The organism is Planococcus chinensis (assembly GCF_042681545.1).
Classification (GTDB): domain Bacteria; phylum Bacillota; class Bacilli; order Bacillales_A; family Planococcaceae; genus Planococcus; species Planococcus chinensis.
The window spans coordinates 171,600-186,526 of sequence record NZ_JBHUFW010000011.1 but is presented as its reverse complement, the minus strand read 5'-3'; the positions used below and the strand labels follow the sequence as shown (position 1 = coordinate 186,526).

14 protein-coding genes and 1 riboswitch are annotated in these 14,927 nt (G+C 50.6%); of the genes, 2 read left to right on the top strand and 12 right to left on the bottom strand.

The features are described from left to right. Positions 1 to 30 precede the first annotated feature (30 nt). From ACFSDB_RS13500 to ACFSDB_RS13485, 4 genes are all read right to left on the bottom strand, one after another. Positions 31 to 498 carry an acyl-CoA thioesterase gene (locus ACFSDB_RS13500; RefSeq protein WP_204890321.1) on the bottom strand — a complete coding sequence of 156 codons (468 nt, stop codon included), beginning with the start codon at positions 496 to 498 and terminating at the stop codon, positions 31 to 33. A gap of 118 nt (positions 499 to 616) precedes the next feature. Next, the gene (sdhB, locus tag ACFSDB_RS13495; RefSeq protein ID WP_204890320.1) at positions 617 to 1,387 is read right to left on the bottom strand and encodes a succinate dehydrogenase iron-sulfur subunit; all 771 of its coding nucleotides are present in this window, start codon (positions 1,385 to 1,387) and stop codon (positions 617 to 619) included. A gap of 24 nt (positions 1,388 to 1,411) precedes the next feature. Continuing rightward, positions 1,412 to 3,160: a succinate dehydrogenase flavoprotein subunit gene (sdhA, locus tag ACFSDB_RS13490; RefSeq protein ID WP_204890319.1), complete on the bottom strand. Its 1,749-nt coding sequence runs from the start codon at positions 3,158 to 3,160 to the stop codon at positions 1,412 to 1,414. 45 nt (positions 3,161 to 3,205) lie between these two features. Beyond that, positions 3,206 to 3,820 carry a succinate dehydrogenase cytochrome b558 subunit gene (locus ACFSDB_RS13485; protein WP_377340527.1) on the bottom strand — a complete coding sequence of 205 codons (615 nt, stop codon included), beginning with the start codon at positions 3,818 to 3,820 and terminating at the stop codon, positions 3,206 to 3,208. A 197-nt stretch (positions 3,821 to 4,017) separates the two neighbouring features. Between ACFSDB_RS13485 and ACFSDB_RS13480 the strand changes: the two genes are divergently transcribed. Both ACFSDB_RS13480 and ACFSDB_RS13475 read left to right on the top strand, forming a co-directional pair. Further along, positions 4,018 to 4,419, top strand: a complete 402-nt coding sequence (locus ACFSDB_RS13480; RefSeq protein WP_204890317.1) for a YslB family protein — start codon at positions 4,018 to 4,020, stop codon at positions 4,417 to 4,419. Between the two features lie 176 nt (positions 4,420 to 4,595). Further along, positions 4,596 to 5,588 carry a glycosyltransferase family 2 protein gene (locus ACFSDB_RS13475; RefSeq protein ID WP_204890316.1) on the top strand — a complete coding sequence of 331 codons (993 nt, stop codon included), beginning with the start codon at positions 4,596 to 4,598 and terminating at the stop codon, positions 5,586 to 5,588. A 46-nt stretch (positions 5,589 to 5,634) separates the two neighbouring features. Here the strand turns inward: ACFSDB_RS13475 and ACFSDB_RS13470 are convergent, their stop codons facing one another. The 8 genes from ACFSDB_RS13470 to ACFSDB_RS13435 all read right to left on the bottom strand — a co-directional run bounded on the left by ACFSDB_RS13470 (position 5,635) and on the right by ACFSDB_RS13435 (position 14,861). After that, a complete protein-coding gene (locus tag ACFSDB_RS13470) occupies positions 5,635 to 6,849 on the bottom strand; it encodes an aspartate kinase (RefSeq protein ID WP_204890315.1) in 1,215 nt (404 codons plus the stop codon). 139 nt (positions 6,850 to 6,988) lie between these two features. Next, positions 6,989 to 7,163: riboswitch (Lysine riboswitch) on the bottom strand. A 37-nt stretch (positions 7,164 to 7,200) separates the two neighbouring features. After that, on the bottom strand, positions 7,201 to 8,997 hold the full coding sequence (uvrC, locus tag ACFSDB_RS13465) for an excinuclease ABC subunit UvrC (RefSeq protein WP_204890314.1): 1,797 nt from the start codon (positions 8,995 to 8,997) through the stop codon (positions 7,201 to 7,203). Between the two features lie 50 nt (positions 8,998 to 9,047). Further along, positions 9,048 to 9,362: a thioredoxin gene (gene trxA / locus ACFSDB_RS13460; RefSeq protein ID WP_204890313.1), complete on the bottom strand. Its 315-nt coding sequence runs from the start codon at positions 9,360 to 9,362 to the stop codon at positions 9,048 to 9,050. Between the two features lie 451 nt (positions 9,363 to 9,813). Beyond that, positions 9,814 to 10,779 carry an electron transfer flavoprotein subunit alpha/FixB family protein gene (locus ACFSDB_RS13455; RefSeq protein WP_204890312.1) on the bottom strand — a complete coding sequence of 322 codons (966 nt, stop codon included), beginning with the start codon at positions 10,777 to 10,779 and terminating at the stop codon, positions 9,814 to 9,816. A gap of 112 nt (positions 10,780 to 10,891) precedes the next feature. Then, positions 10,892 to 11,665: an electron transfer flavoprotein subunit beta/FixA family protein gene (locus ACFSDB_RS13450; RefSeq protein WP_204890311.1), complete on the bottom strand. Its 774-nt coding sequence runs from the start codon at positions 11,663 to 11,665 to the stop codon at positions 10,892 to 10,894. Between the two features lie 20 nt (positions 11,666 to 11,685). Beyond that, on the bottom strand, positions 11,686 to 12,459 hold the full coding sequence (locus tag ACFSDB_RS13445; RefSeq protein WP_204890310.1) for an enoyl-CoA hydratase: 774 nt from the start codon (positions 12,457 to 12,459) through the stop codon (positions 11,686 to 11,688). A gap of 16 nt (positions 12,460 to 12,475) precedes the next feature. After that, complete coding sequence (locus tag ACFSDB_RS13440) at positions 12,476 to 13,105, bottom strand: TetR/AcrR family transcriptional regulator (RefSeq protein WP_204890309.1); 630 nt, start codon at positions 13,103 to 13,105, stop codon at positions 12,476 to 12,478. Positions 13,106 to 13,169: 64 nt separating this feature from the next. Continuing rightward, a complete protein-coding gene (locus ACFSDB_RS13435; RefSeq protein WP_204890308.1) occupies positions 13,170 to 14,861 on the bottom strand; it encodes a long-chain-fatty-acid--CoA ligase in 1,692 nt (563 codons plus the stop codon). Between the last annotated feature and the right edge of the window lie 66 nt (positions 14,862 to 14,927).

Sequence of the window (14,927 nt, the reverse complement as noted above, 5' to 3'; positions counted from 1 at the left end):
AGGTTTTTTAATGATATGGCAAGAATCCTCTCAACTTTTTGCGGAAATTAAGTTTTTGGCGCCAAAAAGTTGTCTTTCCGCCTCTGTCCACGGATGCCCTTTTCCGGTTTCCCGTGAAATCTGCACCATGGCGCCCCTGCCGGTATAGCACGTTTCCCCGTCGGCATTGACGATCCAGTAATGTACATCAATCGACGAATTGCCGACAGAAGCCACTTTGACGAAAACCTGCAGCATCTCGTCGAAATACACCTGCTTGGCATAATCTACTTGGATATCCGCGACGACCGGAAAAAATGCGCTGACGCGTTCGAGCCAGCTCTGCATCAGGCCGATTGCTTTCATAAACTCGATGCGCGCAAACTCGAAATACGTGATCGGCACGGTGTTGTTGACGTGGCCGAACATGTCGGTCTCAGAAAAGCGGACTTGGACGGGCACGGAAAAACGGAACCCTTCTGCCCATTGGTCGAAATCCTCGATATAATTCGCTTTCATTTATAAAATCCTCCTGTATCCTTTATTTTCTCAGTATAACAAAATTCAGTGCGCAATGGGCATTGCCAACAGGTACAGGCATCAAAAAAACCCCGCAGCTGCGGGGTTTAAATGAATACTAGTCCACCATTCTGTCGCTTCCGAAGAAGTTGCGGAACATTTGGACGGTTGTGTCGCGGTTCAACGCAGCGATTGAAGCTGTCAAAGGAATTCCTTTTGGACAAGATTCAACACAGTTCTGCGAGTTTCCGCAGCTTCCCAGGCCGCCTTCGCCCATGATAGCGTTCAAACGCTCATCACGGTTCATAGCGCCGGTCGGGTGGGCATTCATCAAGCGTACTTGTGAAAGTGGAGCAGGTCCGATGAAATCGGATTTATCGTTGACGTTCGGGCAAGCTTCCAAGCATACGCCGCAAGTCATACATTTTGACAATTCGTAAGCCCACTGGCGTTTGCGTTCAGGCATGCGCGGCCCTTCGCCAAGGTCATGCGTTCCGTCAATCGGAACCCAAGCTTTGACTTTCTTCAGGGAGTCGAACATCCGGCTGCGGTCTACGATCAAATCGCGGACAACAGGGAATGTCTTCATCGGCTGAAGGCGGATCGGCTGCTCCAATTGGTCGACCAAAGCTGTACACGACTGGCGCGCTTTGCCGTTGATGACCATTGAACAAGCGCCGCAAACCTCTTCAAGGCAGTTCATGTCCCAAGTGACAGGAGTCGTCTTTTTCCCGTCCATGTTGATCGGGTTCCGGCGGATTTCCATCAAGGCGGAAATGACGTTCATGTTGGGACGATATGCTAATTCGAACTTTTCCCAATACGAATCTTCATTCGTAGAGTTTCTGCGTTCGACTTCAAATATTACCGTTTTTGCTGCTTCACCCATGGTAAATTAGCTCCTTCCTTAATACTATGCTTTCGCTGAGTAATCGCGCTTCCGTGGTGGAATCAATGAAGTATCGACTTCTTCGTAATGGAAAATCGGCTCATCATAGCCATTGAATTTCGCCATTGTCGTCTTCAGGAATTCTTCGTCATTACGTTCCGGGAAGTCCGGCTTGTAATGGGCACCGCGGCTCTCGTTGCGTTTAAGTGCGCCGATCGTGATCACTCGTGCTAAATGTAGCATATTTTTCAATTGGCGCGTGAACATGGCGCCTTGGTTGCTCCAAAGCTGTGTATCTGTAATGTTGATGTGGTTGAAACGCTCCAGCAATTCCTGGATCTTCTCATCCGTTTTCTGCAGGCGGTCGTTATAGCGCACAACTGTTACGTTATCCGTCATCCACTCGCCTAGTTCTTTGTGGAGAACGTAGGCGTTTTCAGTGCCGTTCAACGAAAGGATCTCATCCCATTTGCGCTGCTCTTCAGCAACCGCTCTGTCAAAAATGTCAGTTGGAAGATCTTCAGCCAATACGTCCAAACCTTTGATGTATTCGATCGCATTCGGCCCAGCCACCATACCGCCGTAAACAGCGGAAAGAAGCGAGTTGGCGCCTAAGCGGTTAGCTCCGTGCTGTGAATAATCGCATTCACCGGCAGCAAGAACGCCCGGAATGCTTGTGAATTGGTGGTCATCAACCCATAATCCGCCCATTGAATAATGGACAGCCGGGAAGATTTTCATCGGCACTTTGCGCGGATCTTCGCCTGTGAATTTCTCGTAGATCTCGATGATTCCGCCAAGCTTGATGTCCAATTCTTTCGGGTCTTTGTGTGAAAGATCCAGGTAAACCATGTTTTCGCCGTTGATGCCGAGCTTCTGGTTGACGCAGACATCAAAAATTTCGCGCGTTGCGATATCGCGCGGAACCAAGTTTCCGTAAGCCGGGTATTTTTCTTCAAGGAAGTACCAAGGCTTGCCGTCTTTATAAGTCCAGATCCGTCCGCCTTCACCGCGTGCCGATTCAGACATCAGACGAAGCTTGTCGTCTCCTGGAATCGCAGTCGGGTGGATTTGGATGAATTCGCCGTTCGCGTAATATGCGCCTTGCTGATAAACGATGGAAGCCGCAGAACCTGTGTTGATGACAGAGTTCGTCGATTTCCCGAAGATGATTCCCGGTCCGCCGGTTGCCATAATGACAGCATCGGCAGGGAATGCTTTGATTTCCATGGTCGACATGTTCTGGGCAGTGATCCCGCGGCTGACGCCTTGGTCATCCAGAACCAGGCCGAGGAATTCCCAGCCTTCGTATTTCGTAACAAGCCCGCTCACTTCGTGGCGGCGCACTTGCTCGTCAAGAGCGTAAAGCAATTGCTGGCCCGTTGTAGCGCCTGCGAAAGCTGTTCTGTGGTGCATCGTTCCGCCGAAGCGGCGGAAATCGAGCAAGCCTTCCGGCGTACGGTTGAACATAACGCCCATACGGTCGAACAGCCGGATGATGGCTGGTGCTGCATCCGCCATCGCTTTGACTGGACGCTGGTTCGCGAGGAAGTCCCCGCCGTAAACCGTGTCATCAAAGTGGATATCCGGTGAATCTCCTTCACCTTTTGTATTTACTGCCCCGTTAATCCCGCCTTGCGCACAAACGGAGTGGGATCTTTTTACTGGGACGATTGAAAATAAATCAACGGGAGAGCCTGCTTCAGCTGCTTTGACAGCTGCCATCAAACCGGCAAGGCCGCCCCCGACAATAGTAAGTTTGCCTTTCGCCATTTCGGTATTCACTCCTCTTTTAGTTCACCAATGATCGAAATGTTCTTAAACGAACGCGAATAGCGCCCGGATACCGATAATAGAAAGCACTACGAATACTAGAAGCGTGAAATAAGTAGCGCCTCTTTGAGCTTTTTCGGACTGTGTGATTCCCCATGTTACAAGGAAAGACCAAAGGCCGTTAGCCAAGTGGAACGTCGCAGCCAGAACACCGACGATGTAGAAAGCCAGCATTGCAGGGTTGCTCAAGATGTTTTCCATCATGTTGAAATCTGCTTCTGCCGCATTGCCGATCGCAACCTGGAAGCGCGTTTCAAACACGTGCCACGCGATGAAGATGACCAGGAAGACACCTGTATAGCGCTGGGCTACGAACAATGTGTTGCGCAAATAGCTGTATTTGCCAACGTTATTCTTCGAAGTGAACGCTATGTATAATCCGTAGAATGCATGGTACAACAATGGCAGATAAATAACGAAGATTTCCAAGAAGATTACGAATGGAAGGTTCGCCATGAAGTGAGATGCCGTGTTGAACGCTTCAACACCTTGAGTCGCAAAGTGGTTGACGATTAAGTGCTGCGTCAAGAATAGCCCGATCGGGATGATCCCTAACAATGAGTGCAGCCTGCGCATTAAAAATTCTCGATTTTCCAAAATTTTACCTCCCTCAGACGTTAATAGGCAGAAAAAAGAGCCGTCGAATTATCGCGAGAGCATCCATTGACTGCATATATCATCATGATACAATAATATGACATATTTATTGTACTCCCCCCCTTTGGGAGCGTCAAGGCAACTTGCCTTTTTCTAAGAGTTTCACCGTTCGTATTTATTATATTGAAAGTAGGTTCAACATGACTGTCACAGACACAGAATTCAATGGGCAATTCGGATATGAAATCATACGGGACCACGTGATGCCTGACATCCTTGGCAAGCACGAAGCGGACATCCTTTATTGGGCCGGGAAATCGCTAGCCCGCAAGTTTCCGCTGTTCTCCTTGGACGAAGCACCCGACTTTTTCAGGCAGGCGAACTTCGGCGAGCTGTCTCTAGACCGCACCAGTAAAGACGAAATTGTCTTTCAACTCACTCCGCCGAAAGCGGATCAACGATGCTTTAAGCTCGAAGCCGGGTTCCTGGCTCAGCAAAAACAAAAAATTGACGGTTTTGTGACAGAAGCCCACGAGGAAGTGTTTCCGAAAAAGAACCGCGTCCTCATTACCTTAAAATGGGATCTTCGCGACAAAGCCTGACACTTCTGCCTGTGCTTGTGAGCACAGGTTTTTCATTTTCACCTCGTGCTTCTATCTGCCTACGAACTTAGACTCTTTCAGAAAATCCGTTTCTATTGTACGATGGAATCAGAATATTTTATCTAATTGAAACATTATTGACTATTCACTATGAATTTTTTGAAGGGAGATATTTAATGGAAAAAGTTCTTGTCACTATCGGCATTCCCGTCTACAATGGCGAACGCCATGTCCAAATATGCATCGATTCGATTTTGAATCAAACGATGCCGCAGCACCATATTGAAATCATCGCCGTCAATGACGGCTCGACAGACCGGACGGCAGCGGTGCTTGATGCCTATGCCAAGGAATACCCGAATTTCCGTGCGATCCACCAAGCCAACACCGGCGGTCCCGGTGCCCCCCGCAACACCGTGATTTCTGAAGCTCGCGGCGAGTATATCTTCTTCGTCGATGCAGATGACTTCCTGGGGGAAGAAGCACTGGAGCGCATGCACCGGATGGCGGCGGACAACCGTTCCGATATCGTGCTCGGCAAATTCGTCGGCGTCAACGGCCGCGGCGTCGCCCATTCCATGTTCCACCGCAACCAGCCCAGAACGACAGCGCTCCAATCCGATGTGTTCGATGCAATCGGCCCAACTAAAATGTTCCGCACCAAATTCCTCCTCGAAAAAGGAATCCGCTTCCCGGTCGGCATCTGCACTGCCGAGGACCAGCCTTTCATGGTCCATGCCTATATACTCGCCGACGCCATCTCCATCGTTGCCGACTATCCTTGTTATTACGTCGTCAACCATACCGACAAAGAACATGCTTCAGTGATGCCAGCCTCCCCTGCCGATTACTACGGCACCCTAGCCCAATCTGTCCGCATCATCAAACGCCATATCAAAAACCAGGTCCATCAGGACGTGCTGATCGCCAAATACCTGAAGAAAGAATTCACGACCGGCCGCAGCGTGTCACTCGCCACATCTGCCCTTGGCCAGCGTGAAAAGACTGCTTGGCTCCGAGAGTTGAACCGCTTCTTGGCCAACTGGTCCAATAATAAAATTATCAGCCTCCTCCCGGTTCCCATGCAGCAGTATGTGAGTTGCGCCAAAACTGATGATCTCCAGCAAGTGCTGGCATTTTTCTCAAGCGACATCCCCGATGCCGGGTAATAGGCAAACAAAAGGCAAGCCCCGCTTTATTGCGGAGCTTGCCTTTTTATTCTGATAACCCATATGCGTTGTGGAGCGCATTGGCTGATTTGTTCATTTCTGTTTCCGGCACGACGACCGACACTTTGATTTCGGATGTGGAGACCATTTTCACCGGAATCCCTTCTTTTCGCAAGATATCAAACATCTGCGCTGCGACCCCCGGATTCGACACCATGCCCGAACCGACGATGGACACTTTCGAAAGGCCGACTTCATAGTTCGCTGACACGAAACCGATGCTTTCCTGGTTGTCGTTCAGCACACGGCGCGTTTCTTCCAAACTGTCCTCTTTGATGGAGAATGAAACCGAAGGCGGGAATTCGTCGGTGATGCTTTGGACAATAATGTCGACATCGATATGGTTTTCTGCCAGCTTCGTGAAGATATTGGCTAATGATCCGTTGAATGCTTCTTTGTAAATGACCGTAACGCGGGCGATTCCCGGTTCGAACGCGACGCCTCTGACGATTAGATTTTTTTCCACAGTGACCACCTCTTGTATAGTTGTGCCCGGTTCATCCGAGTAGCTCGCGCGAACGGACAACGGGACCTGGTTGTTTTTAGCGAATTCAACAGCCCGCGGGTGCAGGACGCCTGCTCCCAGATTCGCCAGTTCCAGCATTTCATCGTAGGAAATCTGATCAAGCTTGCGGGCGCCGGTCACATACCGCGGATCGGACGTGTAGACGCCGTCGACGTCGGTATAGATTTCGCAGGCATCTGCGTTGAGGGCAGCAGCAAGGGCGACCGCCGTCGTATCCGAACCGCCGCGGCCGAGCGTCGTGATATTGCCGATTTTATCGACTCCCTGGAACCCGGCCACCACACAGAAATAACCATTTTCAAGCACGCGCTCGAGGCGTTCGGTATGAATCTGTTCGATGCGCGCATTCCGTGGCACCGATTCAGTTTCGATGCCTGCCTGCCAGCCGGTGAAAGAAAGCGCTTCGTGGCCGAGTGCCTTGAAAGCCATGGCCAGGAGCGAAATTGTCACTTGCTCGCCGGTCGCAAGCAGCATGTCCATTTCACGTTTCGGCGGATCGACGGAGATTTCATTCGCCAGCCCGAGCAAAGTGTCCGTCGTTTTGCCCATGGCAGAGACGACGATGACGACACGGTGCCCTTTTTCCTTTTCGCGGATTGCCCGCTTCGCAACACCGATGATTTTCTCCGGCGTTGCAACTGATGTGCCTCCGAATTTCATGACTACTGTTTTCATCTCATCCACTCCCATAATGTAAGTGGCCCTCAACATGAATGCCAAGGTGCAAGCACCCCGGCCAGACAATAAAAAAAGGCAGCCCGCCGCGACTGCGGCAAACTACCTCTTTAGCATGTACGAATACGAAAAAACGTCCATGTGAGATAGCCCTCCAGAGATTGACTCTGACAGCCCGGCATCTATTAAATGCAGGACCAGCACCCGGGGTTGCAGGAACCCGGGCACTTCGGCGACCGCCCCTTTCCCCATCCTTCACAGATTCAGCAAATCTCCGGATGGCTACTTTTGACGTTCGCACCTCTATCATCACTTTTCCAAGTGATTCATTTCTGTTTTTACGATAGCACGTTATTGTTCGCTTGGCAACGATTGTTGTGAAAAATGCTGGCGGATCTGTTCTGCCAGCTTTACCGGCATGCCCGCTTCGCGCAGCTCTTCCACGCCTGCTTCCTTGATGCGCTTGACCGAACCGAAATGCCGCAGCAGCTGCTGCTTGCGCTTCGGCCCTACGCCTTCAAGTTCATCAAGCGCCGACTGGATCGAATTTTTGCCGCGCTGCTGGCGGTGGAACGTAATAACGAACCGGTGGACTTCGTCCTGGATGCGCTGCAGCATATAAAACGCTTCGCTCGTCCGCTTCAGCGGCACCACTTCAACCGGATCGCCGTAAAGCAGCTGCGAAGTCTGGTGCTTGGCGTCTTTCGCAAGCCCGGCGACCGGGATCGACAAGCCCAGCTCATCTTCGAGCACCTCGCGCGCAGAAGAAATCTGCCCTTTGCCTCCGTCAATGACGATCAAGTCCGGCAACGGCAAGCCGTCTTTCAAGACACGCGTATACCGGCGGCGGACCACTTCGCGCATAGCGGCGTAATCATCCGGCCGGCCGGCGCTGCGCGTCTTGTATTTCCGGTAGTCTTTTTTCGATGGTTTGCCGTCGATGAAGGTGATCATCGCAGAAACAGCGTCTGCTCCCTGGATATGGGAGTTGTCAAATGCTTCGATGCGCAATGGCGTCTGGATGTTCATCGCTTCGCCGAGTTCGAGGCAAGCGCCGACTGTCCGTTCTTCCTGTCGCTCAAGCAGCTGGAATTTCTCCTTGATCGCAATTTCGGCGTTTTTCCGGGCGAGCGACAAGAGGTCTTTTTTCTTGCCCCGCTGCGGAACCAGGACGCGGATGCCGAGCCAGTCGCGGACCAGTTCCGCATCCGTCCCTTCCGGCAGCAGCACTTCGTTCGGTTTCACGTGGTGCGGCTGTTCATAGAACTGGCCAAGAAACGTCAGGAACTCGTCTTGCGGATCCCGGTAGAGCGGGAACAGCGAGACGTCGCGTTCGATCAATTTGCCTTGTCGCACAAAAAAGACCTGGACGCACATCCAGCCTTTGTCGACCGCGTAGCCGAAGACATCCCGGTCGGTGAAATCGTTCATCGCCATCTTCTGCTTCTCCATGACGGTCTCGATATGGGAAATCTGGTCGCGGTATTCTTTCGCCCGTTCAAACTCCAGGTTTTCGGCCGCTTCCGACATCTTCTCGATCAGGTCCTGCTTCACCTCGCGGAAACCGCCATTCAGAAACTTCGTGATGCTGTCGATCATTTCCTGATAGGTTTCCTTTTCCACGGGCTTGATGCACGGCGCGAGACATTGCCCCATATGGTAATAAAGGCAGGCGCGGTCCGGCATCGTATGGCATTTCCGGAGCGGATAGAGCCGGTCGAGCAATTTCTTCGTTTCACTGGCGGCATAGGCGTTCGGGTAAGGGCCGAAATACTTGCCTTTGTCCCGCTTGACCTGGCGCGTCGTGATCAGCTTCGGATGCCGCTCCCCGGTAATTTTCAGGTAAGGGTACGATTTGTCGTCCTTCAGCATGATGTTGTATTTCGGGTCGTGTTTTTTGATCAGGTTAAGCTCCAGGATGAGCGCTTCTACGTCCGAAGACGTGACGATATACTCGAAATCCTCAATTTCGCCGACAAGCCGCTGCGTCTTCGCATCATGGCTTCCCGTGAAATACGAGCGCACCCGGTTTTTCAGCACTTTGGCCTTCCCGACATAGATGACGGTCCCTTGCCGGTCTTTCATCAAGTAACACCCCGGCTGATCCGGCAAGATCGCCAGTTTGTGTTGTATCAGTTCGTTTGCCATATCCTCACCCTATTAAAAAACCGGGCACCATTTCTGGACCCGGTTAAGAATTATGCGTGTTGGTTAACCAATTCTGCCAAAGCTTCTTTCGGACGGAAGCCGACAACTTTGTCTACAGTTTCTCCGTCTTTCATCAAAAGAAGAGTCGGGATCGACATGATGCCGTACTGGCTAGCCGTTCCTTGGTTTTCATCCACGTCCACTTTTACAATTTTCACTTTGCCGTTCATGTCAGCGTCCAATTCTTCTAAAACTGGAGCGATCATTTTACAAGGTCCGCACCATGCAGCCCAAAAGTCTACTAGTACTAGGCCTTCAGAAATTTCTTGTGAAAAGTTTTGATCTGTCCCTTTAACGATTGCCATGAATAATTCCTCCTTATGTTTTAACAAAATCTAAACTGATTATACCATGTGCCATTTGGCGTAGCTATTTATATGCCTAATGCCTGTTTACCCTTGAGAGGGTCCGATAAAACGTTCAAACAGATCTTCAGATATTCCGCAAAACAGCTTCGCTTGCCGCGAGTGTCTCCGCTGTTTTGTTCCATCTCTATGAGAAAATTAATCAATCAAATCGTCGAAAAGAGCAGTCTTTGATAATAAAAATTTCCAGCGCAGGCGCGCCGATGGGCTAAGCGGAGCTAAAAGACAGGCGTTCTTTGCCTGGCTTTTAGCGGGAGCTATGCCCTAAGCGCCGAAGCGGTATTGGATTAAAAATAATTATTATCCGCATAATTTTAGAAGGGTTCTCTTATCAATAACCTTTTTCTACCCATCAAAAAAGGCCTGCACTGGGCAGGCCTTCGAGGTTTTATTACATTACTTTCTTGAATTCTTCTGTAAGCATCGGGATGACTTCGAACAAGTCCCCTACGATTCCGTAGTCAGCGACTTTGAAGATGTTCGCTTCCGGATCTTTGTTGATCGCTACGATGACTTTCGAGTTGGACATGCCCGCCAAATGCTGGATGGCGCCCGAAATGCCTGCAGCGATGTAAAGGTCAGGCGTAACAACCTTGCCTGTTTGTCCGATTTGAAGCGAATAGTCGACATAGTCAGCGTCGCAAGCTCCGCGGGATGCGCCTACTGCGCCGCCAAGCAAGTTTGCAAGTTCCTGAAGCGGAGCGAATCCGTCAGCGCTCTTCACGCCGCGGCCGCCGGCAACGATTACTTTCGCTTCTGACAAATCGACGCCTTCAGCTGATTTGCGGACAACGTTCTTGATGATTGTGCGCAAGTTCGTGATATCGACTGACAACGAGCTGACTTCGCCTGAACGCTCTTCTTTTGCAAGCGGTGCGATGTTGTTCGGACGGACCGTGATGAACACGATGCCTTCTTTGTTTTTCACTTTTTCAAACGCTTTTCCGGAATAGATCGGGCGAACGAATACTGCATCATCGCCTTCGCCTTCGATTGCCGTAACGTCCGAGATCAAGCCGGTTTGCAGCTTCGAAGCGATTTTCGGCGACAAGTCTTTGCCGACTGCCGTATGTCCGAATACCAATGCTTCCGGGCTTTCCTGCTCGACAACGGCCATGAACGCCTGGCCGTAGCCGTCAGAAGTGTAATGCTTCAAATGCGGGTGTTCCACTGTAACCACGCGGTCTGCGCCGTAGTTGACCAATTCCTGGCCGAAATCGCTTACTGCGTCGCCAAGCAACACGGCAACAACTTCCCCACCGCCTGATACTTGCTTCGCAGCGGCAATTGCTTCAAATGATACGTTGCGGAGCGCGCCTTCACGCGTCTCAGCCAACACTAATACTTTTTTCGACATAGTCCGTTTACCCCCTAAGTAGATGTGAAGAAATTTATGGAACGTTCGGTTTTATTGGTAAGATTCAGCGGCCTTTCCGAAAAGGAAGAACCCGGTTCTGCCCGAGGCAGGATCAGATCACTTTCGCTTCGTTGCGGAGCAAGCCGACCAATTCCGTGACCTGGTTGTTCAAGTCGCCTTCAAGGATGCGCCCTGCAGCTTTTTTCGGCGGCAAGTAGATTTCGATTGTTTCCGTCTTCGCTTCAACATCGTCTTCTTCGATGTCCAGATCGTCCAATTCCAGTTCTTCAAGCGGTTTTTTCTTCGCTTTCATGATGCCTGGAAGCGACGGGTAGCGCGGCTCGTTCAATCCTTGCTGCGCTGTAACCAATAGCGGCAATGATGTTTCAAGCTCTTCTGCATCCCCTTCGATGTCGCGAGTGATCGTGACAGTTGTGCCATCGATTTTCAATTCTGTGATCGTCGTTACGTAGTTGATGCCAAGAAGATCAGCAACGCGCGGCCCGACTTGGCCGGAACCGCCATCGATTGCTACGTTTCCTGCAAGGATCAAGTCCGGGTTTTTGTCTTTCAAATACTCAGCCAATATGTATGCTGAAGTGAACTGATCCATTTCTTCCACATCGTCTTCAGTGTTGATCAAGACCGCTTTGTCAGCGCCCATCGCAAGTGCTGTGCGAAGCTGCTTCTCAGCATCTTCCCCGCCCATTGTGATGACAGTGACTTCACCGCCGTGCTCATCGCGGACAGTGATTGCTTCTTCGATCGCGTACTCATCGTATGGGTTGATGATGAATTCCGCTCCGTCCTCCTGGATTTGGCCGTTGGAGATAACCAGCTTTTCTTCTGTGTCGAATGTGCGTTTAACCAATACATAAATGTTCATGAACGTAAACCTCCCAAGTATTATTTCCCTTTGAATTGTGCTTCGCGTTTTTCCAGGAAAGCCTGGATGCCTTCTTTTGCATCTTCCGATACGAATACCGTACCAAAGGATTTCGCTTCCGCTTCCACGCCTTCATGATACGAAGTGGGTTTTGCGAATTGGAGCATTTCGATTGCCGCTTTCACGGACACCGGGCTCTTTTTCGCAATCTTCTTCGCAATTGTAAGCGTTTCCGAAAGCAGGTCTTCTTCGGCGTAAGCACGGTTCGCCAACCCCAATTGGGCTGCTTCCGTACCGGAAATCGGATCGCTCGTCAGCAGCATTTCGGCCGCTTTGGCTACACCGACATATCTTGGCAGGCGCTGAGTGCCTGCAAAACCGGGAATCAAACCTAACTGTAATTCCGGTAATCCCAGTTTAGCATTTTCAGTGACAAATCGCATATGGCAACTCATCGCCAGTTCCAGCCCTCCGCCAAGCGCTGCTCCGTGGATCGCCGCGATGACCGGTTTGTGGAACGTCTCGACCCGTTCGAAAACTTCCTGGCCGCTCGCTGACAGCTTTGAAAATTCCTCGCCAGATGTGACTTGCGTGAATTCCTTGATGTCTGCCCCTGCAGAGAAGAACCTGCCTTCTCCGTGAAGGACAACCACCCGGACTTCGTCGTCGTTCTCCACTTCATCCAGCAAGCTGTTCACTTCCATGATCAGCGAGCGGGACAATGCATTCGCCGGCGGACGGTTGATCGTTGCGACCGCTACGCCGTCTTCTTTCTTCCAACTGATGAATTCCATTCGATAAGCCCCTTTCTTACGCGCGGATCCCTTTCATCAAAAGACGATGGACTTTCGGCGCCAATTCGACCAAATCATATTTATGATCATTCATCACCCAAGTGGTGATCGTCTCATCCATTGTACCAAAAACCATCTGCCTTGCTAAACGGATATCCATGTCCTTGTCAAATTCGCCTGTCTCCATGCCTTTGACGAGGATTTTGTCCATCAGCAATAAATACTCCCTTAACACGCCATTGATTTTCATACGGAGCTCGTGGTTGGACTGCCGGAGCTCGAGCTGGGTGACGATCGACAAATGCAAATCGTTCGCCAGCAGGTCAAAATGGCTCTGGATCATCAATTGCAGCTTGTCGGAAGCGGACGCTTCCTTGTCGACAATCTCTTCGAGCTTGCTGACAAACAGCCCCATCTTGTCCTGGAACACGGATATCAGGATGTCTTCTTTGTTTTTGAAGTACAGATAAATCGTGCCATCCGCAACGCCGGCCTGCTTTGCAATTTTAGAGACCTGCGCCTGGTGATAGCCGTTTTCAGCAATCACGATTACTGCCGCATCAACAATTTGCTTGTATTTCGGTTTTTCCTTTTTTACCAATTCGTCACCACCCAAAAAAATATGAAAATATGAATGGCGGTTCATTCATATTTTCATATTATAGTTTATTTATAAGAGTGTCAAGCATTTCCCTGTTAAGCGACGGGGTTCAGGAAGGAATCGCTTCATTCTGTTTCGCCCGCTCTTCATCCACCAATGACCGGCGCAAGATCTTTCCGACAGCCGTCTTCGGCAATTCTGTGCGGAACTCATAGATGCGCGGCACTTTGAACGCTGCCAGATGCTCCCGGCAATGCTTATCCAGTTCTTCTTCTGTTACAGTATACCCTTCTTTCAGGACAATGTACGCTTTTACCGTTTCACCGCGGTAAGGATCCGGAATGCCGGCCACGACACATTCCTGTATGGCTTCGTGCTCGTATAGAACTTCCTCGATTTCACGCGGATAGATATTGAAGCCGCCGGCGATGATCATGTCCTTCTTGCGGTCGACAATGAAGAAATGCCCGTCATCGTCCATATAGCCAAGGTCCCCTGTCAGGAGCCAACCGTCGACGATTGTCGCTGCTGTATCTTCCGGACGGTTCCAGTAGCCTTTCATCACTTGCGGGCCTTTGATCGCAATTTCCCCGATTTCTCCGTGCGGCACTTCGTCTGTTGTGCCCGGCAGGAAGATTTTCGAGTCGGTATCCGGATACGGCAATCCGATCGATCCTTTTGTGCGTTCGCCCCATACCAGATTCGAATGCGTGACCGGTGCAGTTTCTGTCAGTCCGTAGCCTTCCACCAGCTTGCCGCCTGTAATTTTCTCGAATTTCTCCTGGACTTCAGCAGGCAGCGGCGCCGAGCCGCTCAAGCAGGCTTCGATCGATGACAAATCGTATTTGCCGATATCGGGATGGTTCATCAAGCCGATATATAAAGTCGGCGCACCCGGGAAGAGTGTCGGTTTTTGCTTGTTGATCGTCTTTAATGCCGTCTCTGCATCGAATTTCGGCAAGAGGATCATTCTATTGCCCTGCATGACCGAAAGGATCAACACGGTCGTCAACCCGTATACGTGGAACAGCGGAATGATGCCCATGATCGAATCTTCGCCTTTTTTCGATTTGTACAGCCATGCGCCGCACATCGTCGCATTCGAAATCAGATTCTTGTGTGTCAGCATGACGCCTTTCGGAGAACCGGTCGTACCGCCCGTATACTGGAGCAGCGCCAGATCTTCTTCAAAATCGAATTGCGGTTTGCGGACTTCCGTGGAAGCCGTCTTCATGATTTCCGTGAACAGGTGATTCACACCGCGGTGCTCGACTTTAACGCTGACACCGGACTGGCGCTTCTGGATGAACGGGTAAACCACATTTTTCGGAAACGGCAGGTAGTCTTTGATGCCTGTGACAATCACGTTCTCAAGCTTGGTTTCCGGCATCACTTTGGATACCCGTGGATACAAAAGGTCGAGCGCGACAATCGCTTTCGCGCCGGAATCGTTCATCTGATAAGCGATTTCCCGCTCCGTGTACAGCGGATTCGTCATGACCACAACGCCGCCGGCATAAAGAGTCCCATAGAAAGAAATGACGGCTTGCGGGCTGTTCGGCAGCATGATCGCCACCCGGTCGCCTTTTTCGATTCCCAGCTTCTGAAGATAATGCGCAAACTTCATCGATGACTCATAAAGCTCTTTGTAGCTGACATCTTTTCCGAGAAAATGGATAGCCACTTTATCAGGAAACTGGTCAAAAGCCTGAGTCAGGTATTCTTGGACCGGCATATGCGGATACTGCAGCGTGTGCGGAATTTCAGGCGGGTAATGTGCAAGCCACGGTTTCTCTGTCATTCTTTCTTCCTCCTTTTAAATAAAAGAATAGTGAAAATATTCCTACTTTTATTATAATGCACAATG